Below are 25033 nucleotides of genomic sequence, written 5' to 3' on the forward strand. Positions count from 1 at the left end.
CATCCATTCTTCCCCCCTTCCGGCCTGCGGTGCGGCGCTTTTGTTCGCCTATCCGCTGGCCCCAGACGATTATTGCCGATGGATGCCTGGTCTCGTTCTCTCGAACGCCTCGAAGCGGAGTTTCCGCCCGAGGATGTTCACACCTGGTTGAAGCCGCTGCAGGCAGATCTGCGCGCGGACAGCCTGGTGCTTTATGCGCCAAACGCCTTCATCGTCGACCAGGTGCGCGAGCTGTATCTGCCGCGCATCAAGGAGCTGCTGGCGCACTTCGCCGGTTTCGGCGACGTTTTTCTTGAAATCGGCTCGCGTCCGCGTCCGGTAGAGGCGCAGATCGCGCCGATTCCGGGCCTGTCCGCACCGGCGGCGCCGGCCGAACCCCTGGTGCCGTTCGCCGGCAACATGGATTCGCACTACACCTTCGCCAACTTCGTGGAAGGCCGCAGCAACCAGCTGGGGCTGGCCGCGGCGTTCCAGGCGGCGCAGAAGCCGGGCGACCGCGCCCACAACCCCTTGCTGCTGTACGGCGGGACCGGCCTGGGCAAGACCCACCTGATGTTCGCGGCCGGCAATGCGATGCGTCAGGCCAACCCGGCGGCCAAGGTGCTGTACCTGCGTTCGGAACAGTTCTTCAGCGCGATGATCCGTGCGCTGCAGGAAAAAACCATGGACCAGTTCAAGCGCCAGTTCCAGCAGGTCGACGCGCTGCTGATCGATGACATCCAGTTCTTCGCCGGCAAGGACCGTACCCAGGAAGAGTTCTTCCATACGTTCAACGCCCTGTTCGACGGCAAGCAGCAGATCATCCTGACCTGCGACCGGTACCCGCGCGAAGTCGAGGGCCTGGAAGCACGGCTGAAGTCGCGCCTGGCCTGGGGCCTGTCCGTGGCGATCGAGCCGCCGGACTTCGAGACGCGTGCAGCGATCGTGCTGGCCAAGGCCCGCGAGCGTGGCACCGATATCCCCGACGATGTGGCGTTTCTGATTGCCAAGAAGATGCGCTCCAATGTCCGCGACCTCGAAGGTGCGTTGAATACCCTGGCCGCACGCGCCAACTTCACCGGCCGTGCGATCACCACTGATTTCGCCCAGGAAACCCTGCGCGACCTGCTTCGCGCCCAGCAGCAGGCGATCAGCATTCCCAACATCCAGAAAACCGTGGCCGACTACTACGGGCTGCAGATCAAGGATCTGCTGTCCAAGCGTCGGACCCGGTCGCTGGCCCGTCCCCGTCAGGTCGCCATGGCCCTGACCAAGGAACTGACCGAGCACAGCCTGCCGGAAATCGGCGACGCCTTTGCCGGCCGGGACCACACCACGGTGCTGCATGCCTGCCGGCAGATCCGGACGTTGATGGAAGCGGACGGCAAGTTGCGGGAAGACTGGGACAAGCTGATCCGGAAGTTGAGCGAATGATGCATGTACGCCGCTAAGGCGTCATCGCATAAAACGGTGCAGAATCCGGTAGTAAGCGAGGTATAGGTTGTGGATAAAAAAGCCGGCGGATTCGACGGTAAAGTTATCCACACCTTTCCCCACCCCTTGGGGGCTAGTAATGCAGAGGGTTTCGCGGTCAAAAACCCTATTGTTTACAAAGGCTTAGTCGTGTTTTCCCGCGATTCTGGCCCTACCAGCACCACCAAGCTTTTGATTTATTCCACATTTTTTTAAAGCATAGGGGCACGGAACCACATGCGTTTCACACTGCAGCGCGAAGCCTTTCTCAAGCCGTTGGCACAAGTCGTCAACGTGGTCGAACGCCGCCAGACCCTGCCGGTTCTGGCTAATTTCCTGGTTCAGGTCCAGAACGGACAGCTCTCGCTGACCGGTACGGACTTGGAAGTGGAAATGGTGTCGCGGATCGCGGTGGAAGATGCCCAGGACGGCGAGACCACCATCCCCGCCCGCAAGCTGTTCGAGATCATCCGCGCCCTGCCCGACGGCAGCCGGATCACGGTCTCGCAGGCCGGTGACAAGATCACCGTCCAGGCCGGGCGCAGCCGCTTCACCCTGGCAACGTTGCCGGCCAACGACTTCCCGTCTGTCGACGAGGTCGAAGCAACCGAACGCGTGGCCATCGGCGAAGCGACCCTGAAGGAACTGATCGAACGCACCGCGTTCGCGATGGCCCAGCAGGACGTGCGCTACTACCTCAACGGCCTGCTGTTCGACCTGCGTGGCGATGCCCTGCGTACCGTGGCGACCGACGGTCACCGCCTGGCGCTGTGCGAAACCGAGCTGGAAAAAGCCAGCGGCGCCAAGCGTCAGATCATCGTGCCGCGCAAGGGCGTGACCGAGCTGCAGCGTCTGCTGGAAAGCGGCGATCGTGAGATCGAGCTGGAAGTCGGCCGCAGCCACGTTCGCGTCAAACGCGATGACGTGACCTTCACCTCGAAGCTGATCGACGGCCGGTTCCCGGATTACGAGGCTGTGATTCCGATCGGTGCCGATCGTGAAGTGAAGGTTGATCGCGAAGCCCTGCGTGCCTCGCTGCAGCGCGCTGCGATTCTGTCCAACGAGAAGTACCGCGGCATCCGCGTGGAAGTCTCGCCGGGCAACCTGAAGATCAGCGCGCACAACCCGGAGCAGGAAGAAGCCCAGGAAGAGATCGAGGCCGATACCACGGTCAGCGATCTGGCCATCGGCTTCAACGTGAACTACCTGCTGGACGCGTTGTCCGCACTCCGCGACGAGCACGTCGTCATCCAGCTGCGCGATTCGAACTCCTCTGCGCTCGTCCGTGAGGCCAGCAGCGAGAAGTCCCGTCACGTCGTGATGCCGCTGCGCCTGTGACCTGAAACGCGCAGGTTCCACGTGGAACCGAGTGGTTCTGAGAAGCCCGGCATTGCCGGGTTTCTTTTTGGGCGGGAAAACGATGTTCCACGTGGAGCATTTGTCTGGGGGCTTGGGCTTGGGCTTTCGCCGTCGCCGTACTGTTGGTCTGACCGTTTGCCGAGGCAGCCCAACTCACGTGGACGGACGCCAAGTAGCAAAACCGACACGTTGGCAACGAGCCTTCAAGCCTTCCATCCGACGAGAGGGTGACTACGTTCGGCTCCCGCTCCTTCGGTGCGGCACCAGACGGGGTCAGCGAAAAATGGCGATCGACTGCTGTCGCGCTTGTCGATTCTGCCTGGGTCAACCGAGCGAACTGCGCAAATTGCTCGTCTGCTCCGAAGCGCTGTTGCACTCGGCTTTCAGACCGCTGGATCACAGCTCTATGCTTTTAAAAACTGTATATAAATCTAAAGCTTGGTGGTGGTGGTAGGGCCAGATTTGGTTGAAAAGTAGGTTAAGTGTTTGCTTTTAAAGAGAAATATAGGCTCGAAACCCCCGGTAAAACAGGGTCTAAGCCTGGGGGTGATCCTGTGGATATCTTTCGCGGTGGTGCAAGAGGCCTTTTTTATCCACAGATTGCCCATAGGCTGTGCATAAGCCATACAGAGCGGGTGTGGACAGTCTCGTTTGGGTCTGCGCGAGTCGCTTGGGCTCCTGCGTTGGGTCGATTCGACCTCACCTCCAGATTTCAAAAAAAACAGGGCGCTGGCCGCGTCCTGGCTCGCAAGGCGGGCAAAAAACGGTGCAAATTCGTTGAAATCTGCAGCACCTCAGTGCTGCGTAGGTCGCAGATTTGAAGAAATTCAGCCTCCTCCGGCGGGCCATGCGGCGGTAAACGGAGGTTTCACGTGGCGGTCCTGGCCGCGGCGCTGACGTCGGCGGCCGACATCGCGCTTGTCTGTCCCAATGACCGTTGGCGCCACCCGAAATGGACGCATGGCAGACCGAGCCGCCACCGCGCTGAACACCGGGACAGACCGATCGGCTCCTTCCGCGCTCGGCGACGGGTCAGGTACCCACCCGTGGCGCGCGGCGCATCCGGCCACGTGGAACCCGGGCAATGCAGTAAGCTGATCGATTCCCCCTACCCGTCTGCCGCCCCGTGCGGCGTTGATCGTCCGCATGCGCATCCGCCGTTTGTCCCTGCACCAGGTCCGTCGCTTCGATACCGTCGAACTGGCACCACAACCGGGCATCAACCTGATCACCGGTGACAATGGCGCCGGCAAGACCAGTGTCCTGGAGGCGCTGCACGTCATGGCGTATGGACGCAGTTTTCGCGGCCGTGTCCGGGATGGCTTGGTACGCCAGGGCCGGGAGGCGTTGGATGTGTTCGTGGAATGGGATGAGCAGCGCGATGGTGCCGATACCCCGACCCGTCGCAAGGCCGGGCTTCGCCACAGCGGCCAGGAATGGAAAGGCCGACTGGACGGGGAAGATGTCGCTCAGCTGGGCACGCTGTGCGCCGCACTGGCGGTCGTCACCTTCGAGCCAGGCAGCCACGCGCTGGTGAGTGGCGGTGGTGAGCCCCGTCGGCGGTTCCTCGATTGGGGTTTGTTCCACGTGGAACCAGACTTCATGGGTCTGTGGCGCCGGTACTCGCGGGCCCTCAAACAGCGCAATGCCCTGCTCAAGCAGGGTGGACACCCCCACGCGCTGGATGCGTGGGACCGGGAGCTCGCCGAGGCAGGTGAGCCGCTGACCACCCGCCGTCAGCACTACCTCGAACGGCTGCAGGAACGGACCGTGGAACTGGCCACCGTACTGGCGCCCAATCTGGGGATCCAGTCGCTGAGTTTGAGCCCAGGGTGGCGCAAGCAGGAGGTATCGCTCTCCGACGCGCTGCTGCTGGCACGGGAACGTGACCGGATGGCCGGCTATACCTCGGTCGGCCCGCATCGGGCCGACTGGAGCGTCGGATTCGAGACCATCCCGGGTCGGGATGCACTTTCGCGCGGCCAGGCCAAACTGACCGCCCTCACCTGCCTGTTGGCGCAGGCCGAGGACTATGCTGAGCAGCGCGGCGAATGGCCGGTGATCGCGCTGGACGATCTTTCGTCAGAGCTGGATCGCCATCACCAGGCGCGGGTGCTGGAACGGCTCAAGGCCGGCCCGGCGCAGATATTCATCACCGCCACCGAGGTACCGGCGGCGCTGGTCGACGCGACAGATATCACCCGGTTCCACGTGGAACATGGACAGGTCCTGGCTGTGCCATAGTGGTCCCCCAGGGGTCACGGTGCCCGGCTGGTATAATTGCTGTTGCAACCCCTTATTACTCGGCGCCCCGCCTCACCGCGGCGGCCCGACCTGCGGAGCCTACGGCAAGCGCAATGACTGAAGAACAGAACATCCCCGCAAATAGCGGCAACTACGACGCCAACAGCATCACCGCCCTGGAAGGCCTCGAGGCTGTCCGCAAGCGTCCTGGTATGTACATCGGCGACGTCCATGACGGCACCGGTCTGCACCACATGGTGTTCGAGGTCGTCGACAACTCCATCGACGAAGCCTTGGCCGGCCACGCCGACAATGTCTCGGTCATGATCCACGCCGATGGCTCGGTTTCGGTGTCGGACAACGGGCGCGGCATTCCCACCGGCAAGCACGAGCAGATGAGCAAGAAGCTCGATCGCGAAGTCTCTGCAGCCGAAGTCGTGATGACGGTGCTGCATGCCGGCGGCAAGTTCGATGACAACAGCTACAAGGTGTCCGGTGGTCTGCACGGCGTGGGTGTCAGCGTGGTCAACGCGCTGTCGCAGAAGCTGCTGCTGGATATCTACCAGGGCGGCTTCCACTACCAGCAGGAATTCGCTGACGGTGCTGCGGTCAACTCGCTCAAGCAGGTCGAAGCCAGCACCAAGCGCGGCACTACCCTGCGCTTCTGGCCCTCGGTGAAGGCGTTCCACGACAACGTGGAGTTCCACTACGACATCCTGGCCCGCCGCCTGCGCGAGCTGTCCTTCCTCAATTCCGGCGTCAAGATCGTGCTGGTCGACGAGCGCGGCGATGGCCGCCGCGACGACTTCCATTACGAAGGCGGCATCCGCAGCTTCGTGGAGCATCTGGCGCAGTTGAAGACGCCGCTGCACCCGAACGTGATCTCGGTTACCGGCGAATCCAACGGCATCGTGGTGGACGTGGCGCTGCAGTGGACCGATTCCTACCAGGAAACGATGTACTGCTTCACCAACAACATTCCGCAGAAGGACGGCGGTACCCATCTGGCCGGCTTCCGCGGCGCGCTGACCCGTGTGCTCAACAACTACATCGAGCAGAACGGCATCGCCAAGCAGGCCAAGATCAACCTGACCGGCGATGACATGCGCGAAGGCATGATCGCGGTGCTGTCGGTGAAGGTGCCGGACCCGAGCTTCTCCAGCCAGACCAAGGAAAAGCTGGTCAGTTCGGATGTGCGCCCGGCGGTGGAAAGTGCCTTCGGCCAGCGCCTGGAAGAATTCCTGCAGGAAAACCCGAACGAAGCCAAGGCGATCGCCGGTAAGATCGTGGACGCGGCGCGTGCACGTGAAGCGGCGCGCAAGGCGCGCGATCTGACCCGCCGCAAGGGGGCGCTGGATATCGCCGGCCTGCCGGGCAAGCTGGCCGACTGCCAGGAAAAGGATCCGGCGCTGTCCGAGCTGTTCATCGTCGAGGGTGACTCGGCAGGTGGCTCGGCCAAGCAGGGCCGCAACCGCAAGAACCAGGCGGTGCTGCCGCTGCGCGGCAAGATCCTCAACGTGGAACGTGCCCGCTTCGACCGCATGCTCGCCTCGGATCAGGTCGGTACGCTGATCACCGCGCTGGGCACCGGCATCGGCCGGGACGAGTACAACCCGGACAAGCTGCGCTACCACCGCATCATCATCATGACCGATGCCGACGTCGACGGCGCGCACATCCGTACGCTGCTGTTGACCTTTTTCTACCGTCAGATGCCGGAACTGATCGAGCGTGGCCACATCTACATCGGCCTGCCGCCGCTGTACAAGATCAAGCAGGGCAAGCAGGAGCTGTACCTGAAGGACGACCCGGCGCTGGACGCGTACCTGGCCAGTAGTGCGGTGGAGAACGCGTCGTTGATCCCGGCCGAAAGCGAGCCGGGCATCGAAGGCGTCGCGCTGGAGAAGCTGTTGCTCTCCTATGCGTCAGCGCAGGAAACCATTGCGCGCAACGGCCATCGCTATGATCGCCAGGTGCTCGAAGCACTGATCGATTTCACCCCGATGGATCTGGAGCACCTGCGCAAGGCCGGCGCCGACGAAGGCCTCGCCGCACTGGCGACCCGCCTCAACCAGGGCAGCCTGGGTTCGCCGCGCTACACGCTGGAACTGCAGGAACCCACCGAGGAGCGTCCGGCCGCGGTGCTGGTCACGCGTCGCCATATGGGCGAACAGCTGATCCAGGTGCTGCCGCTGGGTGCGTTTGAAACCGGTGAACTGCGTGCCCTGCACCAGTCTTCCCTCCTGCTGCACGGCCTGGTCCGTGCCGGTGCGAAGATCAGCCGTGGTGCGAAGTCGGCCGAGGTGGCCAGCTTCGCCGAAGCACGCAACTGGCTGCTGGACGAAGCCAAGAAGGGCCGCCAGATCCAGCGATTCAAGGGTCTGGGTGAAATGAATCCCGAGCAGCTCTGGGACACCACGGTCAATCCCGACACCCGTCGCCTGCTCCAGGTGCGGATCGAGGATGCCGTGGCGGCCGACCAGATCTTCAGCACCCTGATGGGCGACGTGGTCGAGCCGCGCCGCGACTTCATCGAAGACAACGCCCTGAAGGTCGCCAACCTGGATATCTGACACAATCGGGGACGGGCCGGCCGGGTGCGACCTGCACCCTGGCCGGCCATCGCCCCCCGATGCCAGGAATCCGATGTCCGCTACCCCCCCGGCGTCCATGACGCCTCCGCTACCCCCTGCCGTCCCGTCATCGCCGCGCAAGCCGGGTTCCCCGCTCGCGGGCTTCTTCATCGACCTGGGCATTGGCGTGCTGGTGCTGCTGTCGCTGAGCCTGATCAGCGGCTTGGTCTGGGGGCTGTACCGCGGTGCGATCGTTGGCTACCAGGCCGCACGTGACGGTGCGGATGCTTCGGCCGTTGCCGGTCTTGCCCAGCAGCTGGGCCAACCCGGGGCGCTCGCCCAGATCCTGATGGCGCTCGTTGCTACCGGTGGTGCCGCGCTGGTGCTGTATTTCTTCCGTCGCCGGGCCACGCCCGCCGAACGTGCGCTGTCCTTCCAGGCGGCACGTCGCCCCTCGACATGGGGGTGGACATTGCTGGTGGCCACCGGTGTGATCATCGGCAGCAATCTGATCGCATGGTTGGCCAAGCAGGGGGGCATCGAACCGGTGCCGACCAATCTGGCGCTGATGGAACAGGCAATCACGCGTTTCCCCTGGTTCCTTGCCCTGTTTGCCGTCGTGCTCGCGCCGGCCTATGAAGAGCTGTTGTTCCGCCGTGTCCTGTTCGGTCGCCTGTGGCAGGCCGGTCGCCCGGTGTTGGGCATCGTGCTGAGCAGCCTGGCCTTCGCTCTGGTACATGAAATCCCCGGCACCAGTGCCAATGGCCCGTGGGAAATCGCCCAGCTATGGCTCGTCTATGGCGGCATGGGTGCGGCCTTCGCCTGGCTCTACCAACGCACCGGAACCTTGTGGGCGCCGATCGCCGCGCATGGCTTGAACAACGGCATCGCCCTGGTCGCGCTGATGTTCCTGGGCATCCATTGATCGATCACGCGGCTTGACGAAAATTTACGTCGCCGCGTTCCACACTGCGCACATGAACACGGGGGGATCGCACATGAAACCAGTGCTGTTGGGAATTGCCATCGCCATGCTGGTGAGCGCATGCGCCACCACGACCTCACCTACCGGCCGCCGCCAGATGGTCGGCGGTGTTTCGCAGGCCGAGCTGGACCAGCTGGGCGCGCAGGCGTTCACCGAGACCAAGTCCAAGGGAACCCTCAGCAAGGACCCGAAGCAGACCGCGTACGTGCAGTGCGTGGTCAATGCGCTGGTCGCCCAGTTGCCGCCTCAGTACCGTGGCGTACGGTGGGAGACGGCGTTGATGGTCGACAAGGAGCCCAACGCGTTCGCCCTGCCCGGCGGCAAAGTTGGGGTCAATACCGGCATCTTCACGGTCGCCAGGAACCAGGATCAGCTGGCCGCTGTGATCGGCCACGAGATCGGGCACGTCATCTCCCGCCACCACGAAGAACGCATCACCCGCCAGATGGGGGCGCAGACCGGCTTGTCGGTTCTGGGCGCGCTGGCGGGCGCCGCGTACGGTGAGGGCGCGGCCAGTACCGTCAGCCAGCTTGGCGGCGCCGGTGCGCAGGCCGCGTTCCTGCTGCCCGGCTCGCGGACCCAGGAAAGCGAAGCCGATATCGTCGGCCAGCGGCTGATGGCCGAGGCCGGTTTCAACCCCGCCCAGGCAGTGGATCTGTGGCAGAACATGATGGCCGCCAGTGGTGGTCGCTCGCCCCAATGGCTGTCCACTCACCCCGATCCGGCCAACCGTATCCGCGAACTTCAGCGAGACGCGCCGTCCCTGAGTGGTGTATACCAACAAGCCCAGGCGGCCGGGCGCAGGCCGAAGTGCGGTTGACGCGCCCGGAGATGGCCCAAAGATGCTGTATTGCAGCATCGGAAACGATTTCTCACGCCATCAGTTTCTGATACGTTTGGCGGCTCAGATTTTTCTGACAGTCCGTTTTGATGCCGCTGCGGCGGTTCGATCGAGGTGAAAGATGATTTTCAGCAACCACAAGCAAGCCGTCCTTTCCGTCCTCATCGCGACCGCTGTAAGTGGCGCCATGATCACCGATGCCTTCGCCCAGGCCCGCTCGGCGGAGCGTGGCGCGCGGGGTGGGCAGAAGCAGGCCAAGGCCGAAGTGCTCTACCCGAACGCGACCCGCCAGGAGCCGGAGCAGAAGTCCTCGGCCAAGGTCGGCCCGAAGCTGCAGAAAATGATTGACAGCTACAACGACCAGAAGTTCCCGGAGACGCGCGCGCAGGCTGACGAAATCCTGGCGAACCCGGCCGCCAACACCTACGACAAGTCGCTCGCCGCGCAGCTCGCCTCGCAGGCGGCCTACCAGCTGGACGACGTCGCCTCGGCCAAGAAGTACCTCGAGCAGGCGCTGCAGCTCGGCGGCCTGGACAACAACGGCCACTATCAGTCGATGCTGATGCTCGGGCAGCTGCAGCTGCAGGACGATCAGATCAACGAAGGCCTGGCCACGCTGGACAAGTACTTCGCCGAGACCAAGTCGAACAAGCCCGAAGAGCTGATCGCCAAGGGCCAGGCGCTGTACCAGGCCGAGCGCTATGCCGAGGCCATCCCGGTGCTGCAGCAGGCCATCGCCGGCTCGCCCGAGCCGAAGGACAACTGGAACCAGCTGCTGATGGCTGCCATGGCCGAAGCCGGCCAGACCGGTGAAGCGGTCAAGCAGGCCGAAGCGCTGGCCGCCAAGAACCCGAACGACAAGAAGGTGCAGTTGAATCTGGCCAGCATGTACATGCAGGCCGACCAGATGGACCAGGCCGGCGCTGTCATGGCCAAGCTGTACGCTGCCGGCCAGCTGACCGACGAGCGCGAGTACAAGCAGCTGTACTCGATCTACGCCAACAGCGAGAACAAAGAAAAGGACGTCATTGCCGTTATCAATGATGGCCTGCAGAAAAACATCCTGAAGCCGGATTATCAGGTATACCTGGCATTGGCCCAGGCGTACTACTACTCCGACCCGCAGCAGACGGACAAGGCGATCGAGGCGTGGCAGAAGGCTGCCCCGCTTTCCAAGGACGGCGAGACCTACCTGAATCTGGCACGCGTGCTGCATTCGGAAGGTCGCATTCCGGAGGCCAAGCAGGCCGCCCAGCAAGCGCTGGCGAAGGGTGTGAAGAACCAGGCGGATGCCAAGAAAATCATCAACCTGAAGTAAGTAGGAATAACGCCTGAACGCCTGCATAAGTGATGCGCAGGCGCTCAGGATTGGTATAAGCTTGGAGGTTCCTGCGGTGTCATGCACCGCTGATCATGGGCTACCTGTCCCCGGGTATCCCGGCCCCACTAATGAGCTCTTGGCGCATGACGGAACAACTAGTCGTTCACAGGTACGAACAACGCGATGACACCGGCCTCTCCTGGCCGCGTATCGTGGGTATCGCTTTTGTAATCGCACTGCATCTCGCCGCCTTCATGATGCTTCTGATCCCCGCCGTGGCTCCCAAGGCCGTCGCGGAGAAAGAACGCAACATCATGGTGACCCTGGTCGACGCTCCGCCGCCGCCACCACCGCCGCCGCCGCCGCCGCCGCCGGATGACACCCCGCCGCCGCCGGTCAAGAACCTGTCGCCGCCGAAGCCGTCCCCGGTTCCGCCGCCGCCGCAGGCTCCTGTGGTCGATATCCCGGACCCGCGTCCGACCGACATCGTCACGCCGCCTTCGCCGCCGTCGCCGCCGCAGCCGCCGAGCACCATTGAGGCAAGCGTCGACATCTCGTCGAAGAACATGAACCCCCCGCGTTACCCGCCGGCCGCGTTCCGTGCTGGTATCCAGGGTGAAGTCATCCTGATCATTGACGTCGATGCCAATGGCAACGTCACCAATGTGTCGGTCGAGAAGTCCAGCCGTAACCGTGACCTCGATCGCGCCGCCATGGACGCAGCTCGCAAGTGGAGCTTCCGTTCCGCGGAATCGGGCGGGAAGAAGGTCGCAGGTCGCGTTCGCGTCCCGGTCAACTTTGCGCTGAACTGATAGTGGCCGGTGGCCCGCCGGCCACCGACCCTAGCGGTTATTTCTAGCAATACCCTTTATCACCACACACAACAAAGGTAAGCGTCATGCTGCAGGAACTTTTCATCGCCGCTGCTGCCGGGGGCAACTCCAACGCCCTGTCGCAGATGGGCTTCGAGCACCTGATCCACGAGATGACCACCCAGCCGGGTGACTTCGCCGTCTCCTGGGTCGTGCTGCTGACCCTGATCATCATGTCGGCCATGTCCTGGTACTGGACCGTCATCAACATCTTCCGCGCCACCCGTCTGAAGGCTGCTGCCGACAAGGTCGTGAGCCTGTTCTGGGATACCCCGAACGCCCAGGACGCCATCCGTGCGATGGAAGAACAGCCGGCTTCGGAGCCCTTCTCCAAGATCGCTCTGGACGCTGCACAGGCTGCTGCGCACCACCAGCGTTCGGAAGGCGGCACCTCGGGTGGCCTGGGTGAAAACCTGAGCCGTTCGGAGTTCGTCGATCGCGCCCTGCGTCAGGCCGTGACCCGCGAAAGCAACAACCTGCAGTCGGGCATGACCCTGCTGGCCACCGTCGGCGCGACCGCTCCGTTCGTGGGTCTGCTGGGTACCGTGTGGGGCATCTACGGCGCGCTGATCAAGATCGGTGCCACCGGTTCCGCCTCGATCGACGCCGTTGCCGGCCCGGTGGGTGAAGCACTGATCATGACCGCCATCGGTCTGTTCGTGGCTATCCCGGCCGTGTTCGCCTTCAACTTCTTCAGCAAGATCAACAGCGCCACGATCAGCAAGTTCGATACGTTCGCTCACGACCTGCACGACTTCTTCGCCACCGGTTCGCGCGTTCGCTAATAGCGACGCGCGTCACCCAGCGAGAACGTAGTCAACACGATCTAGACGGAGCCCGTTATGGCTTTCAGTAGTGGTAACAGCGGCGGCCCCATGGCCGACATCAACGTTACGCCCCTCGTGGACGTGATGCTGGTGCTGCTGATCATCTTCATCATCACGGCGCCCCTGATGTCCCACAAGGTCAAGGTGGATCTGCCTGAGGCCAACCTGGTGCAGAATCCGGAAGACGCTGAAAAGCGGGCGAGCCCGATCACCTTGGCAGTCAAGGAAGACGGCTCGATCTACTGGAACGACGAGGAAATCGACAAGCAGACTCTTGAGTCGCGCTTGGCGACCGCCGCCCAGCAGACCCCGCAGCCGCCCCTCAACCTGCGTGGTGATCGCACCACCAAGATGCGCGTCATCAATGAGATGACGAAGGTCGCGCAGGAACAGGGCATGCTCGACGTGGGCTTCGTCGCCACCAAAGTAAAGGGGCAGTAAGCCATGGCGTTCAGTACTGGTGGTAACAAAGGCCCCATGGCCGACATCAACGTCACGCCCCTGGTGGACGTGATGCTGGTGCTGCTGATCATCTTCATCGTCACCGCGCCGATCATGACGTACCCGATCGCCGTTGACCTGCCGCAGCGCGTGCTCAACCCACCGCCGGTGACGGTCGAACCGCCGCCGCCGATCGAGCTGAAGGTGGACGCCAGCAACCAGGTGTCGTGGAACAACAGCCCCGTGGCTGTGGGCGAACTGCAGCAGCGTATGGAACAGGAAGTGCAGCGCGATCCGACCAACCAGCCGGAACTGCGCATCGATGCCAGCCCGGACTCCGAGTACGACGTGATGGCCAAGGTGTTGGCTGCCGCGAAGAATGCTCAGATGAAGAAGATCGGCTTCGTACAGCAGTAATACGCAATACGCAGTCATGACGCGACTGGAAAACGCCCCTGGAAACAGGGGCGTTTTTTTTGTGCCGCCGGCCGTGGATACGCGCCAGCGCCACGCCGCCCGCTATCATCCGGCCATGCTTGCAACCTTCGACGTCTTCGGGGACTGGCTCGATGCCATCCCGCACCTGCGCCCCCTGATGGTGGCGGCCTACATTCTCTATCTGCTGTGGCTGACCGGCTGGATCATGCTGCAGAAGCGCGAGCCGGTCGCCACGCTGAGCTGGATCCTGTCGCTGGCCGCCCTGCCCTACCTTGGGCTCTTCATCTACTACCTGCTCGGCCCGCAGAAGGTGAAGCGGCAGCGCCTTCGCCGTGGCCGTTCGCGCTCGGGCATGGAGCACTACAGCAGCGTCTGTCCACCAGATGCGGACTGTACCGAGCTGGCCAAGATCGCCCAGGCCACGACCGGTCTGTCGCCAAGCTCGGCGACCGAAGTGGAGTGGCTGGTCGACGGTGCGGCCACCTACAGCGCGCTGCTGGCCGCCGTGGCCAAGGCGCAGGATCACCTGCACCTGGAGTACTACATCTTCAATCCGGACCACGCCGGCACCGCGCTGCGCGATGCGCTGACCGAGCGGGCCGCGGCGGGGGTACGGGTGCGCCTGCTGCTCGACGCGGTCGGCTCCTCCTCCATCCGCAAGCGCTTCCTGCAGCCGCTGCAGGATGCCGGTGCCGAAGTGGTGTGGTTCCATCCCCGGCAGCTGCTCAAGCCGTTCAAGCGGCCGTGGTTGAACCTGCGCACGCACCGCAAGCTGGTCATCATCGATGGCCTGCAGGCGTTCACCGGTGGCATCAACATCACCGATGAGGAAGACGAGAGCGTCCGCCCGGATGCGTATCGCGACCTGCACATGCGCCTGCGTGGCCACGTGGTGCGCAGCCTGCAGCTGGTCTTCATCGAGGATTGGATCTACGCCACGGGCCAGGAGCCGGCGCGCTTCAACATCGCGCAGTTGTGGCCGGAGACCATGCCCAGCCGCAGCGAGGGCAGCATCAATGCGCAGGTGCTGGTCTCCGGGCCGGATTCGTCGTGGGAGACCATCCACCGCCTGCACGTGGCGGCGATCCACGAAGCCAAGGAGCGCGTCTGGCTGGTGACGCCCTACTTCGTGCCCGGCGAAGCCGCGCGCATGGCACTGACCTCGGCCGCACTCGGCGGCCTGGACGTGCGCCTGCTGGTGCCCAAGATGAGCGACTCCTGGTTCGTCACCCAGGCCGCGCGCTCCTACTTCGACGAGCTGCTGCAGGCCGGGGTCAAGATCTACGAGTATGGCCCGCGCATGCTGCATACCAAGGCCTTCATCGCCGATGATGACGTGTGCATCGTTGGCAGTGCCAACTTCGATCACCGCAGCTTCCGGCTCAACTTCGAGCTCTCGATGATGATCAGCGATACCGGCCGCGTTGCCGCGCTGGCCGAGATCCTGCTCGCCGAATACAGCAGCGCCTCACCGGTCTACAACGACCGCCAGCGTTCGCTGTGGCGGCACCGTGTGCCCGAGGCGTTCGCCCGCCTGGCCTCGCCGCTGCTGTAGCCACTGCTCCCCGTGGAACCGCACCCGGCGCCAGCGCTACACTGGCCCGGTCAATCGGGGAGAACGACATGTACTGGCTGTTTCTGCTGTTCGCGCTGGCCTGTTTCGGCATGGCGCTCAAGACCCCCCACATGGGGCTGATGGCGCTGTCGCTGCTGGGCACCCTGGTGTTCCTGCTGGCGTGGGTCCGCGGCCTCTACGTGGCCCGCTTCGGCGATGTGCAGCCCACCCGCGCGGCCATCACCGATCCCAACGAACTCCGTCGGCTGCGGGAGCTCGCCCTTCAGGCGCGTACCCCGGCCGCTCAGGGTGAATCCGACCCCTCGTAGTGCCATGACCCAACTCAGCGTCAACGTGAACAAGATCGCCGTCCTGCGCAACTCGCGCGGTGGCACCGACCCGGACGTGCTGCAGGCCGCCCGTGCCTGCCTGGAGGCCGGCGCGCATGGGATCACCGTGCACCCGCGCCCGGACCGCCGCCACATCCGCGCCGAGGACGTGCTGGCGCTGTCCGCGCTGACGGCCGAGCGTGGCGTGGAATTCAACATCGAAGGCAATCCGTTCGCGCCCCCGCGCGAGGGCTACCCCGGGCTGCTGCCGCTGTGCGCGCAGACCCGTCCCGCCCAGGCCACCCTGGTACCCGATGGCGACGGTCAACTGACCTCCGACCACGGCTTCGATTTTGGCCGCGACGCGCAGCGCCTGCGCCCGCTGATCGCCGCGTTGAAGACGTACGGCTGCCGGATCAGCCTGTTCGTGGACGCAGGCAACCCCGACATCGCCCAAGCCGCGGCCATCGGTGCCGACCGCGTAGAGCTCTACACCGGCCCCTACGCCGAGGCGCATGCCGCCGGCGACGCCACCGCCATGCTGGCGCTGTTCGGCGATGCAGCGCGCCGCGCCCAGGCGGCCGGCCTGGGCGTCAACGCCGGGCACGACCTGTCGCAGGACAACCTGGCGGCGTTCCTGCAGGCGGTGCCGGACGTGCTGGAAGTCTCGATCGGCCACGCCCTGATCAGCGAGGCGCTGTACGCCGGGCTGGATGCCACGGTGAAGGGGTATCTGCGGCTGCTGTGATGCGGCGCATATCCCTGCCGCGCAAGGTACCCCGCATCCGGTAGGAGCCGAGCGCTGGTCGGCTCAGCCGCCGGGTGACATGGCACGCCAGGCACGCACCCTGACCCTGTGGATAATCTGGGGGATCAAATCGGTCCCCACCTCCGGCGAACCTTATCCGGCGCGGGTTTCACTTCCAATCACCTCTGTGGTTAGTAATACTACTAACCATGGATATCTCCCATCCCCGCCGTTCCGATGCCACAACGTCTCATTCCCTGAGACGTCCCGGCGATAGCCTTTGACGATGGGTATTGCGATCAAAGGCCGGGGCTCCCGCACGCACCTGGCGGGCCGCTTCGAGGTCACCGTCAGCGAAGCGATGGACGACGGCTGGGCGCCGGACGAGAGCGAGGAGTTCGCCGCGCCGCGGCTGCGTACCGAAGTGCGCGCCGAGACCGCGCGCAGCATCATCAGCCGCAACAAGTCGCCGGACGTCGGCTTCAGCCAGTCGGTCAATCCGTACCGCGGCTGCGAGCACGGGTGCTCCTATTGCTTCGCCCGGCCCTCGCACGCCTATCTCAATCTCTCGCCCGGTCTGGACTTCGAGACCAAGCTGTTCGCCAAGACCAATGCGCCGCAGCTGCTGCGCAAGGAGTTCTCGCGCCCCGGCTACGTGCCGCAGCCGATCGCGCTGGGCATCAATACCGACGCCTACCAGCCGATCGAGCGCAAGCTCAAACTCACCCGCCAGCTGATCGAGGTGATGCTGGAAACCCAGCACCCGTTCTCGTTGATCACCAAGAATGCGCTGGTCGAGCGCGACATCGACCTGCTTGCGCCGCTGGCCGAAAAGCACCTGGTCAGCGTGCACTTCTCGGTGACCTCGCTGGACCCCCACCTGTCGGCCAAACTGGAACCGCGCGCCTCGGCCCCGCATGCACGGCTGCGCGCGATGCGTCGCCTGAGCGATGCCGGCATCCCGGTCGGGGTGATGGTCGCGCCGGTGATCCCGTGGATCAACGATGCCGAACTGGAAGCTGTGCTCGAGGCCGCACACGATGCCGGTGCCACCACCGCCGGCTACGTGCTGCTGCGCCTGCCGCTGGAAGTGGCGCCGCTGTTCCGCGATTGGCTCGACACCCACCATCCGGACCGCGCCACGCACGTGATGAGCACCATCAACCAGCTGCGCGGTGGCAAGGATTACAACAGCCAGTTCGGCACGCGCATGCGCGGCGAAGGGGTCTACGCCGATCTGCTGTCCAACCGTTTCAAGCTGGCCCGCAAGCGCCTGGGCTTCGACGCGCAGCACAGCCATTGGCCGAAGCTGGACTGCACCCGCTTCCTGCGCCCGTTGCCGCCGCGGGCGGAGTCACCGCAGGGCTCGTTGTTCTGAGGTTTAAGACAAAGCCTGACTTGCCGCTGTCAGCACAATGAAAATTCCTTCTCGATTAAAAGTGCTACTCGTCTAGCGGTTAGGGGAAGTGACTCTGGAGAGCGCTGTAAATGACGTCCCTGATGATTGATTCTTGTTTAAATTGCGTGCAAACCATATAAGCACTCTGTTGCACTGACAACAGCCAGCCCTTCGGACTCCTAGCGGGGATTGCGTAGAGGAGACGAAGGAAGGCATTATCCGGCCGGGCTGAACGGGCCTGCACTTTAAGGAAGATGAGCGAATGCAGTACGTTGACCGCGGTACGGAGCCGCCCCCCCAGACTCTTCTCGGAAGTGTTCCAAAACTGCTGCGCAAGACGCTCTGTGACTTCATGGAGCAGCGCGACGAACGTCGTGCCCAGTCGAGTCCGCCCACAGGCTCTTTGAACTTCACGCAGGGAGGAATGCAACAGTCGCTCGAAAGGCTATTCAACGGTCGCTGCGCCTTCTGTGAGTCCGCTGGTCAGACGGAATACTATCAGTTCCGTCCCATCGGAGAAGCACAGCCATACAAGAAATCCGAGTACGCCCACCTATATTATTGCTGGCTGGAACTGGCTTGGCAGAATTTCTACGCAGTATGCGGCTCCTGTCGCCCCTCGGAAGCAGCGTACTTTCCGGTGAATGGCGGTCGTGCGGAGGTTCCGCATCACGACTTATTTTTCAGGTACTCGGAGCAAGACAACGGCCTTTGGCCTCCGGATTCGTACCCTCCACGAGAATCTCCTCTATTGCTTGATCCATGCGAAGATCGGGACTTCCAAAGGCATATCTGGATTGGATTGGAAGGTGATCTCCAAGGTGCCTCTCGGCGCGGTAGCATAACCATCAATCACTTTAATCTAAATAGGCCCGTCCTGGTCGAGGCACGTCGAAAAGCAAACATGCATCACTTAGGTAGAATACGCAATACGCTCCAGTATAAAAGCGTGAATGAAATGCCCGAGGATTTATTCAAGTTTGAAGGGTTGGAGTTTGGCGGGACATGGTACTTATTGCTCCGAAGATTGGCGGCTATAATGGCAGCAGAGACCGGTGTCCACTTATCTCTCTCGCGCAGAGACATTAAAAAAACCTTCCTTCGTCTTTGCAGTAGATCCGATGGTTTTCACCTATTTAATAAGTGTGAGCTGAGGCTAGAACGAGTCCTCAGTCCCCCGCCAGCCGAACCCCGAATTCCAGCGCGTAGACCAAGCCAAGCCCAATTGGTAGCCGTGGAAATCGAGAACTTTCGATCGATCGAGCATCTCCGGTTCGAGATTCCTGCTCCTTCCGATCCGGCAGAGGGTGGCAAGAGAACACCTGCACTTGTAATCCTGGGCGAGAATGCAACGGGCAAGAGTTCTATCCTCGAAGCGATCACGATGGCGTTGGCCAGCTCAGAAGCGAACCTCGCACTAGGGATTCCCGATCGCCAGCTCATTCTGTCACCAGATCACTTTGGTGAATTCGATGTATCCCCCCCTCCCTCCGCGAGTATCTCACTTCAACTCCTAGAGGAGGGCAAACTACTCACGCGGAACATGGAACTTGGCATCTCATTTAGCAATCAAAGAACAGCCAAGTCTGAAGATGCCATCCCTGTTTTCGCCTACGGCGCTTTCAGAAAATATGGAATGAGGTCGCCGGTAGGCTCAGCGTCTAAACACATTCGCAATTTGTTCGATGCCAGTGATCTTCCGAACCCTGAGAAATGGTTGCTGGACCTGAGCGAAGAGCGTTTCGCAATGGTGACGCGTGCGCTTCGCACAGTTTTCTCAATTGAAGGAGAATTCGACGTGATTCTCCGCGATCAAAGTGAGCGTCGATGCCTGCTTGTGAGCGACGTTGATGAGCAAGGACGCCCTTTGTCCGCTACGCCACTTCAGACGGCGTCTTCGGGCTTTCGCTCCGTGCTCGCGATGACCTGCGATGTCATGCAGGGAATGATGAATCGCCGCTTCAATCCGAAATTCGAAAGCTTGCACACGTCACGCGGGGTAGTGCTAATCGATGAGATAGAGTCACATCTGCATCCGCGATGGAAGATCGCGATTGTAAGTGCGCTTCGCCAAGCGCTTCCCAACGTGACCTTCATTGTGACAACGCACGATCCGCTGTGTCTGCGCGGTATGGATGACAATGAAGTAATCGTCCTGCGCCGTGCCCGCTTGAAAAGTGGCCGTACCGCCAGAGGTATGCGTAGCCGCGTAGAGATACTCAAAGATGTACCTGCAGTAAGCTGCTTTCGAATCGAGCAACTTCTTACCTCTGATCTATTCCAACTTAACTCCACAGATGATCCTGCGGTTGAAGCAAGGATGTCAGAGATTTCCAGTCTGCTGGCGTCTACGGATGTCACTGATGCTCAACAACAGACTATTGATGCATTCAAGAATGACGTCTCAGCCGCAATGCCAGTCGGTACGTCGGAGGCTCAACGCATTGTGCAGGAAGCTGTAGCGGAGTACTTGCAACAGCGTACGCAAGAGCAGGCGAACCAGATGTCGCAGCTGAGGGAAAGCGTTAAGAAGCGAATAATCGATGCTCTCCGCGGAGGAAGCTGATGCGCAAGGTTAATCGCAGCAGCGTGCCTGCCCCGCTTTGTCTTGTGGCGAAGGACAAAAAGGGAAAAACGGAATATCAGCGTGCAAAGGCGCATCAAGCTGCCGCTAAGAGGGCCAAGAATGCCAAGACGCCTCAGAAGCCCAAGCCTTCCTTTGAGTACTCTGCGTACAAAAAGGGTGAGGTGAAGCGCGCGCTTGCAACCCTCTTCCATGGCAAATGTGCTTACTGCGAGACGTTCTATTCAGCTTCATCGCCAGTGGATGTTGAGCACTATCGACCGAAGGGATCCGTCGATGGGGTCAAAGATCACCCCGGGTACTGGTGGCTAGCTATGCGTTGGGAGAATCTTCTGCCGAGTTGCATCGACTGCAACCGGCGACGCGGCCAGTGGAATCCGTCCTGCGCGATTACTTTGATCAAAGCGACTGTACCAGCGTCAGTCGGGTGGAGCTGGGTGCAGTCAGGTAAGCAGGATCATTTTCCGATAGAAGACGGAAGCCTTCACATTAGTACGGAGACCGGGGTTCTTTCCACTGAAAACCCTCTACTTTTAGATCCATCTGTCGACGATCCAGCTCAACACTTGTGCTTTCATGTGGCTGCTGCGGGCCAGCTCGCATTGGTTGGGCCAGCGCCCGGAGGAAGCCTAAGGGGAAAAACGTCGATCGAAGTGTATGGCTTGAACAGGCTTGGCCTTGTGCAAGAGCGAACGCGTTCGCTACGCCAACTGGAGTTCATGGGGGCACTAGTGTTGGAACTCGGATGCATCATCGAGGATCTGGAGTCGGGGCACGTGTCGGTTGGACCGCGCGGCTCGTCCGTCTCTGACATTCCAGGTCGTTTGCGACTGGTGCAGGACACATTGTTTGGCCGTATACGGGAGATGGCTCAGCCAACATCGCCTTACTCGGAGATGGCGAAAACGTGGATCGCTGACTTCTCAAGACGCCTAGGAGCTTAGTGAGCGTATCCCAAGATCGCGGTGCAGCAACGCGGCTTGAAACTCTGTCTGCCTTTCTCGGAAAAGCTACGGCGATACTGCATCTAAGGCGGAGCAATCGGCGCATAGTAGCGCGAATGCGCTTTGGGCCTGACCTTGGCTTAAGTGCGTCGCTCTTGCTTCATCTGAAGAGATAAACGAAAAGCGGTTGAGACTGTATTCAACTAAAATTGTACGATTGACGCAAAGCCAAATCGGCAATCAGATAGCTGGCGGCTTACGAGTGTTCAGAGCGGTAAAGTCATTGGATGATGCTTCGTATTCAGTCTAACAGCAGCCATTGGGGAGAGCGCTTGACGCTATATTGATGGAGAGCCCGAAAGAGAGCTGAGGCAATCTGCTCTGAAAGGTGCACGCCACAAGTGCGAGCCTGCTCGTTGCGTAGTAAATGGAGTCCGAACAAGCGATTTAGGGTGGTGGCAACTTCTTCATCTACACCAAGCTATAGGTAGCCAGCGAGACGCTATGCTTGAAACCAGAGGTCAGTCACAGCATTGGAACGCAAGAGAGGACTCCATTTGGCGATCGCCTTGAAGGCCCTACCCGCTGCACCTACCGCGGCTTTCCGCTCGTCGAGAAGACACCGGGTGTCTTTACGGATGTGCTGAGTGAGCTGCTGAGGCGCATTGAGCGGTATCGCGGATTCTTCGCGCAGACCGTGCTCGACGGTGGCCGCACGGAACTCTTTGTCGGTGTCTTCAAAGAGGATTCGGTCGGGTTCACCCTTGAGCCGCACGTGATGATCGAGTTGGCCAGTCTTTCGTTGGAGCTTTCTGTCGATATCTACTGATACCGACAACTACGCGCGGCTCGCCCTTTCGCACAGGTTGTGTCCGCTCACGTGATGATTGAACGCGGCAAGAGGCGATCACCAGGCAGGGCGCTCAATTCCCACCGAACAACTTCTGCGCACTCTGGAAAAGAACCCAGCTCGTCGCAATGAACTTGTCCCCACCCTGCGGCCGGTTGCCCCGGTGCGTGTGGGTAAACGCGGTCGGTGCGATCAACAGGCTGCCCGTGCGCGGCGCGACCTTGCGGCCCTGGAACAGGAACTCGGTTTCGCCGGCGTCGAAGTCGTCGTTGAGGTAGAGCGTCCACAGCAGATGGCGGTGCAGCGTTTCGCCGGCCGGATCGCGTGGGTACAGCTCGCAGTGCCAGTATGGATAGCCGCCCTCGCCCGCCGCATACCATTGCAGATTGATGGCGCCGGGCCGCAGGCAGGTGCGGGCCAGGTCGGACAGCGTGGCGTCGTCCATGTCGGGGAAATCCTCGGCTGCCAACCGGCGCGGTTGGCCGTCGCTGTCCTGGATCTGCAACATCAACGGCGAGATCAGGGCCTGTGGATAACGGCGTAGATAAGTCAGCAAACCCTTGAAAACCGCCTGCTGCAGCACTGCTTCCGCCTGCCGCCACTCGGGCCGCCCGCTGATGCGAAGATCCTTGCTGTGCTTGAGTTCCGGGAACACACCGCTGCCCACTTCGCCCGGCTGCAACTGCGCACTGGATCGCATCTGGGCCTGCAGGGCCGCGCAGACCTCGTTGGGGACGGCGTTGTGGATTACTTCGATGAAATCGAGCGGTGCGTCGGCAGTCATGGGGTCATCCGTGGGCACGAATGGCCGATGGTGACCGCTGCCGTGGCCGATGTCACGCCGTTGCCACGTCACAACAGGGCTGACCGGACGGCCAGCCCTGTGTAGGAAATCAACCCACCGCGCTGTCGTGTTCGCGGTGGTAACGGGTGGCTTGCTCCACCTCGTTGCGCGAGCCGAGGAACACCGGCACGCGCTGGTGCAGCTGATCTGGCTGGATGTCGAGAATGCGCTCGCGGCCCGTGGTGGCGGCGCCGCCGGCCTGTTCGACCAGCAGGCCCATCGGGTTGGCTTCGTACATCAGGCGCAGCTTGCCGGCCTTGGACGGATCCTTCGTGTCCCACGGGTAGATGAAGATGCCGCCGCGGGTCAGGATGCGATGCACGTCGGCGACCATGCTGGCGATCCAGCGCATGTTGAAGTTCTTGCCGCGCGCGCCTTCCTTGCCGGCCAGCAGGTCCTGCACGTAGCCCTGCATCGGGGCTTCCCAATGCCGCTGGTTGGACATGTTGATCGCAAATTCCTGGGTGTCCGCCGGGATCTGCATGTCCGGCGTGGTCAGCACGAACTCGCCCTTCTCGCGGTCCAGGGTGAACGCGTGGGTGCCGTGGCCGACGGTGAGCACCATCTGCGTGCTCGGCCCGTAGATGCAGTAGCCGGCGGCGACCTGCGCGGTGCCCGGCTGCAGGAAGCTGGCATCGTTGGGCTGCTCGGTGCCCGGCGGGCAGCGCAGCACAGAGAAGATGGTGCCGACCGACACGTTGACGTCGATGTTCGAGCTGCCATCGAGGGGATCGAACAGCAGCAGGAAGTCACCGCGCGGGTAGGTGTCGGGCACCGGCTGGCAGTGATCCATTTCTTCCGAGGCGCAGGCGGCGAGGTGGCCGCCCCAGGCGTTGGCTTCCAGCAGGATCTCGTTGCTGATCACGTCCAGCTTCTTCTGCGCTTCGCCCTGCACGTTGCCGGTACCGGCTTCGCCGAGCACACCGCCCAGCGCGCCCTTGCTGACCGCGATGGAGATGCTGGTGCAGGCGCGGGCGACAACAGCGATCAGCTGGCGCAGATCGGCGTTGATGCGGCCGGCATGTTGCTCTTCGATCAGATAGCGGGTCAGCGACGTCTGGGACATGGAATCAGGCGGCCTTCAGAGGGGAAGCGCCTATTGTCGCCCTTCGCCGGAGCCATTACGAGGCGCGGGCGGCGCCAGATAGCAGAACGGCCGCGCATGGCGGCCGTTCTGCTTCAGAGGGGCGATATCGCTCAGCCCTTGCTGACGGTCGCCACGGCCTTGGCCACGTATGCCAGGTTGCCCTGGTTGAGTGCGGCCACGCAGATGCGGCCGGTACCGACGGCGTAGATTGCGAACTCGTCGCGCAGGCGGTCCACCTGGGCGCGGCTCAGGCCCGAGTACGAGAACATGCCCGCCTGGTCGTTGATGAAGGCGTATTCCGGTGCGCCGGCGGCGACCAGATTCTCCACCAGGCCATGACGCAGGGCGTGGATGCGCTCACGCATCTCGGTCAGTTCCGCTTCCCACACCTGGCGCAGCTCAACGCTGTTGAGCACGCCGGCCACCAGCGCGGCGCCGTGGTTGGACGGGCTGGAGTAGATCGTGCGGATGATGCGCTTGACCTGCGACTGCACGGCCTTGGCCGCGTTCGCGTCCGGGGCGACCACCGACAGCGCGCCAATGCGCTCGCCATACAGCGAGAACGACTTGGAGTACGAGTTGGCGACCACGAAGCTGTCGATGCCGGCCTCGGCGATGATGCGCACGGCGGCGCCGTCTTCGCTGATGCCCTTGTCGAAGCCCTGGTAGGCCATGTCGATGAATGGGAACAGCTGGCGATCCTTCAGCAGCTCGGCCACCTGCTTCCACTGCGCGACCGTGAGGTCGGCACCGGTCGGGTTGTGGCAGCACGCGTGCAGCAGCACCACGGTGCCCGGCTGCAGCTTGGCCAGGTCGGCCAGCATGCCGTCGAAGTCCACGCCGTGGGTGGCGGCATCGAAGTAGGTGTAATCGACCACGTCGAAGCCGGCCGCGCCGAATACCGCGCGATGGTTTTCCCAGCTCGGGTTGCTGATGGCGATGGTGGCGTGCGGCAACAGCTTGTGCAGCAGGTCCGCGCCGATGCGAAGCGCACCGCTGCCGCCGATGGTCTGCGAGGTGGCCACGCGGCCGGCGGCCAGCAGCGGCGAGTCCTTGCCGAAGACCAGCTCGCGGGTGGCCTGGTTGTAGGCCGGCAGACCGTCGATCGGCAGGTAGCCGCGCGGTTTGGCGTCATTGGCCAGCTGCTGTTCGATCTTGTTCACGGCGCGGAGCAGCGGGATGCGGCCGCTCTCGTCGTAATAGATGCCCACGCCCAGGTTGACCTTGATCGGGCGGCTGTCGGCGTTGTAAGCCTCGGTCAGGCCCAGGATCGGGTCGCCTGGGACCAGTTCCACATTTGCAAAGAAGGACACGGCGGTACTCATTCGGATGACGGAAGG

Annotated in this window: 21 protein-coding genes; 18 read left to right on the forward strand and 3 right to left on the reverse strand. The window is 62.5% G+C overall.

Annotated elements, in window-relative coordinates; genetic code table 11:
• The first annotated feature begins 78 nt into the window (after positions 1–78).
• The 18 genes from dnaA to AC06E9_RS17255 all read left to right on the forward strand — a co-directional run bounded on the left by dnaA (position 79) and on the right by AC06E9_RS17255 (position 21741).
• Entirely contained in the window at positions 79–1413 is a 1335-nt protein-coding gene (dnaA, locus tag AC06E9_RS17170) for a chromosomal replication initiator protein DnaA (RefSeq protein ID WP_046272260.1), read from the forward strand.
• 276 nt (positions 1414–1689) lie between these two features.
• On the forward strand, positions 1690–2790 hold the full coding sequence (gene dnaN / locus AC06E9_RS17175) for a DNA polymerase III subunit beta (protein WP_121043728.1): 1101 nt from the start codon (positions 1690–1692) through the stop codon (positions 2788–2790).
• 1167 nt (positions 2791–3957) lie between these two features.
• Positions 3958–5055 carry a DNA replication/repair protein RecF gene (gene recF, locus AC06E9_RS17180; RefSeq protein ID WP_121043731.1) on the forward strand — a complete coding sequence of 366 codons (1098 nt, stop codon included), beginning with the start codon at positions 3958–3960 and terminating at the stop codon, positions 5053–5055.
• Positions 5056–5168: 113 nt separating this feature from the next.
• Positions 5169–7628 (forward strand): DNA topoisomerase (ATP-hydrolyzing) subunit B, encoded by a 2460-nt coding sequence (gene gyrB, locus AC06E9_RS17185; RefSeq protein ID WP_282263488.1) that lies wholly within the window; start codon positions 5169–5171, stop codon positions 7626–7628.
• 73 nt (positions 7629–7701) lie between these two features.
• The gene (locus AC06E9_RS17190; RefSeq protein WP_282260073.1) at positions 7702–8553 is read left to right on the forward strand and encodes a CPBP family intramembrane glutamic endopeptidase; all 852 of its coding nucleotides are present in this window, start codon (positions 7702–7704) and stop codon (positions 8551–8553) included.
• Between the two features lie 73 nt (positions 8554–8626).
• A complete protein-coding gene (locus tag AC06E9_RS17195) occupies positions 8627–9433 on the forward strand; it encodes a M48 family metallopeptidase (protein ID WP_121043740.1) in 807 nt (268 codons plus the stop codon).
• Between the two features lie 142 nt (positions 9434–9575).
• Positions 9576–10772, forward strand: coding sequence for a heme biosynthesis protein HemY (locus tag AC06E9_RS17200; protein ID WP_121043745.1), 1197 nt, complete (start codon positions 9576–9578; stop codon positions 10770–10772).
• Between the two features lie 146 nt (positions 10773–10918).
• A complete protein-coding gene (locus tag AC06E9_RS17205) occupies positions 10919–11587 on the forward strand; it encodes an energy transducer TonB (RefSeq protein WP_088435269.1) in 669 nt (222 codons plus the stop codon).
• Between the two features lie 86 nt (positions 11588–11673).
• Positions 11674–12432, forward strand: coding sequence for a TonB-system energizer ExbB (exbB, locus tag AC06E9_RS17210; protein WP_019184055.1), 759 nt, complete (start codon positions 11674–11676; stop codon positions 12430–12432).
• 57 nt (positions 12433–12489) lie between these two features.
• Positions 12490–12915 (forward strand): ExbD/TolR family protein, encoded by a 426-nt coding sequence (locus AC06E9_RS17215; RefSeq protein ID WP_046272259.1) that lies wholly within the window; start codon positions 12490–12492, stop codon positions 12913–12915.
• Positions 12916–12918: 3 nt separating this feature from the next.
• On the forward strand, positions 12919–13332 hold the full coding sequence (locus tag AC06E9_RS17220; protein ID WP_046272258.1) for an ExbD/TolR family protein: 414 nt from the start codon (positions 12919–12921) through the stop codon (positions 13330–13332).
• Between the two features lie 115 nt (positions 13333–13447).
• A complete protein-coding gene (cls, locus tag AC06E9_RS17225) occupies positions 13448–14908 on the forward strand; it encodes a cardiolipin synthase (RefSeq protein ID WP_121044021.1) in 1461 nt (486 codons plus the stop codon).
• 68 nt (positions 14909–14976) lie between these two features.
• A complete protein-coding gene (locus AC06E9_RS17230; protein ID WP_070474188.1) occupies positions 14977–15237 on the forward strand; it encodes a hypothetical protein in 261 nt (86 codons plus the stop codon).
• 4 nt (positions 15238–15241) lie between these two features.
• Complete coding sequence (locus AC06E9_RS17235) at positions 15242–15985, forward strand: pyridoxine 5'-phosphate synthase (RefSeq protein WP_121043748.1); 744 nt, start codon at positions 15242–15244, stop codon at positions 15983–15985.
• A gap of 286 nt (positions 15986–16271) precedes the next feature.
• Positions 16272–17363 carry a PA0069 family radical SAM protein gene (locus AC06E9_RS17240; protein ID WP_121043751.1) on the forward strand — a complete coding sequence of 364 codons (1092 nt, stop codon included), beginning with the start codon at positions 16272–16274 and terminating at the stop codon, positions 17361–17363.
• A 1255-nt stretch (positions 17364–18618) separates the two neighbouring features.
• Positions 18619–19950, forward strand: a complete 1332-nt coding sequence (locus tag AC06E9_RS17245) for an AAA family ATPase (RefSeq protein WP_183073824.1) — start codon at positions 18619–18621, stop codon at positions 19948–19950.
• Positions 19950–20912, forward strand: a complete 963-nt coding sequence (locus tag AC06E9_RS17250) for an HNH endonuclease family protein (protein WP_147433925.1) — start codon at positions 19950–19952, stop codon at positions 20910–20912. The genes AC06E9_RS17245 and AC06E9_RS17250 overlap by 1 nt, the downstream gene beginning before the upstream one ends.
• Positions 20913–21420: 508 nt before the next feature.
• Positions 21421–21741 carry a DUF4279 domain-containing protein gene (locus tag AC06E9_RS17255; protein WP_147433926.1) on the forward strand — a complete coding sequence of 107 codons (321 nt, stop codon included), beginning with the start codon at positions 21421–21423 and terminating at the stop codon, positions 21739–21741.
• Positions 21742–21835: 94 nt separating this feature from the next.
• Here the strand turns inward: AC06E9_RS17255 and AC06E9_RS17260 are convergent, their stop codons facing one another.
• The 3 genes from AC06E9_RS17260 to AC06E9_RS17270 form a co-directional block, all read right to left on the reverse strand.
• Positions 21836–22546 carry a 2OG-Fe(II) oxygenase gene (locus tag AC06E9_RS17260; protein WP_121043760.1) on the reverse strand — a complete coding sequence of 237 codons (711 nt, stop codon included), beginning with the start codon at positions 22544–22546 and terminating at the stop codon, positions 21836–21838.
• A gap of 109 nt (positions 22547–22655) precedes the next feature.
• Positions 22656–23672, reverse strand: coding sequence for a class 1 fructose-bisphosphatase (locus AC06E9_RS17265; RefSeq protein WP_121043762.1), 1017 nt, complete (start codon positions 23670–23672; stop codon positions 22656–22658).
• A 131-nt stretch (positions 23673–23803) separates the two neighbouring features.
• Positions 23804–25006, reverse strand: coding sequence for an amino acid aminotransferase (locus tag AC06E9_RS17270; protein ID WP_282260103.1), 1203 nt, complete (start codon positions 25004–25006; stop codon positions 23804–23806).
• Positions 25007–25033 lie beyond the last annotated feature (27 nt).

Source organism: Stenotrophomonas sp. Steno-Z10-BAI (assembly GCF_056393115.1).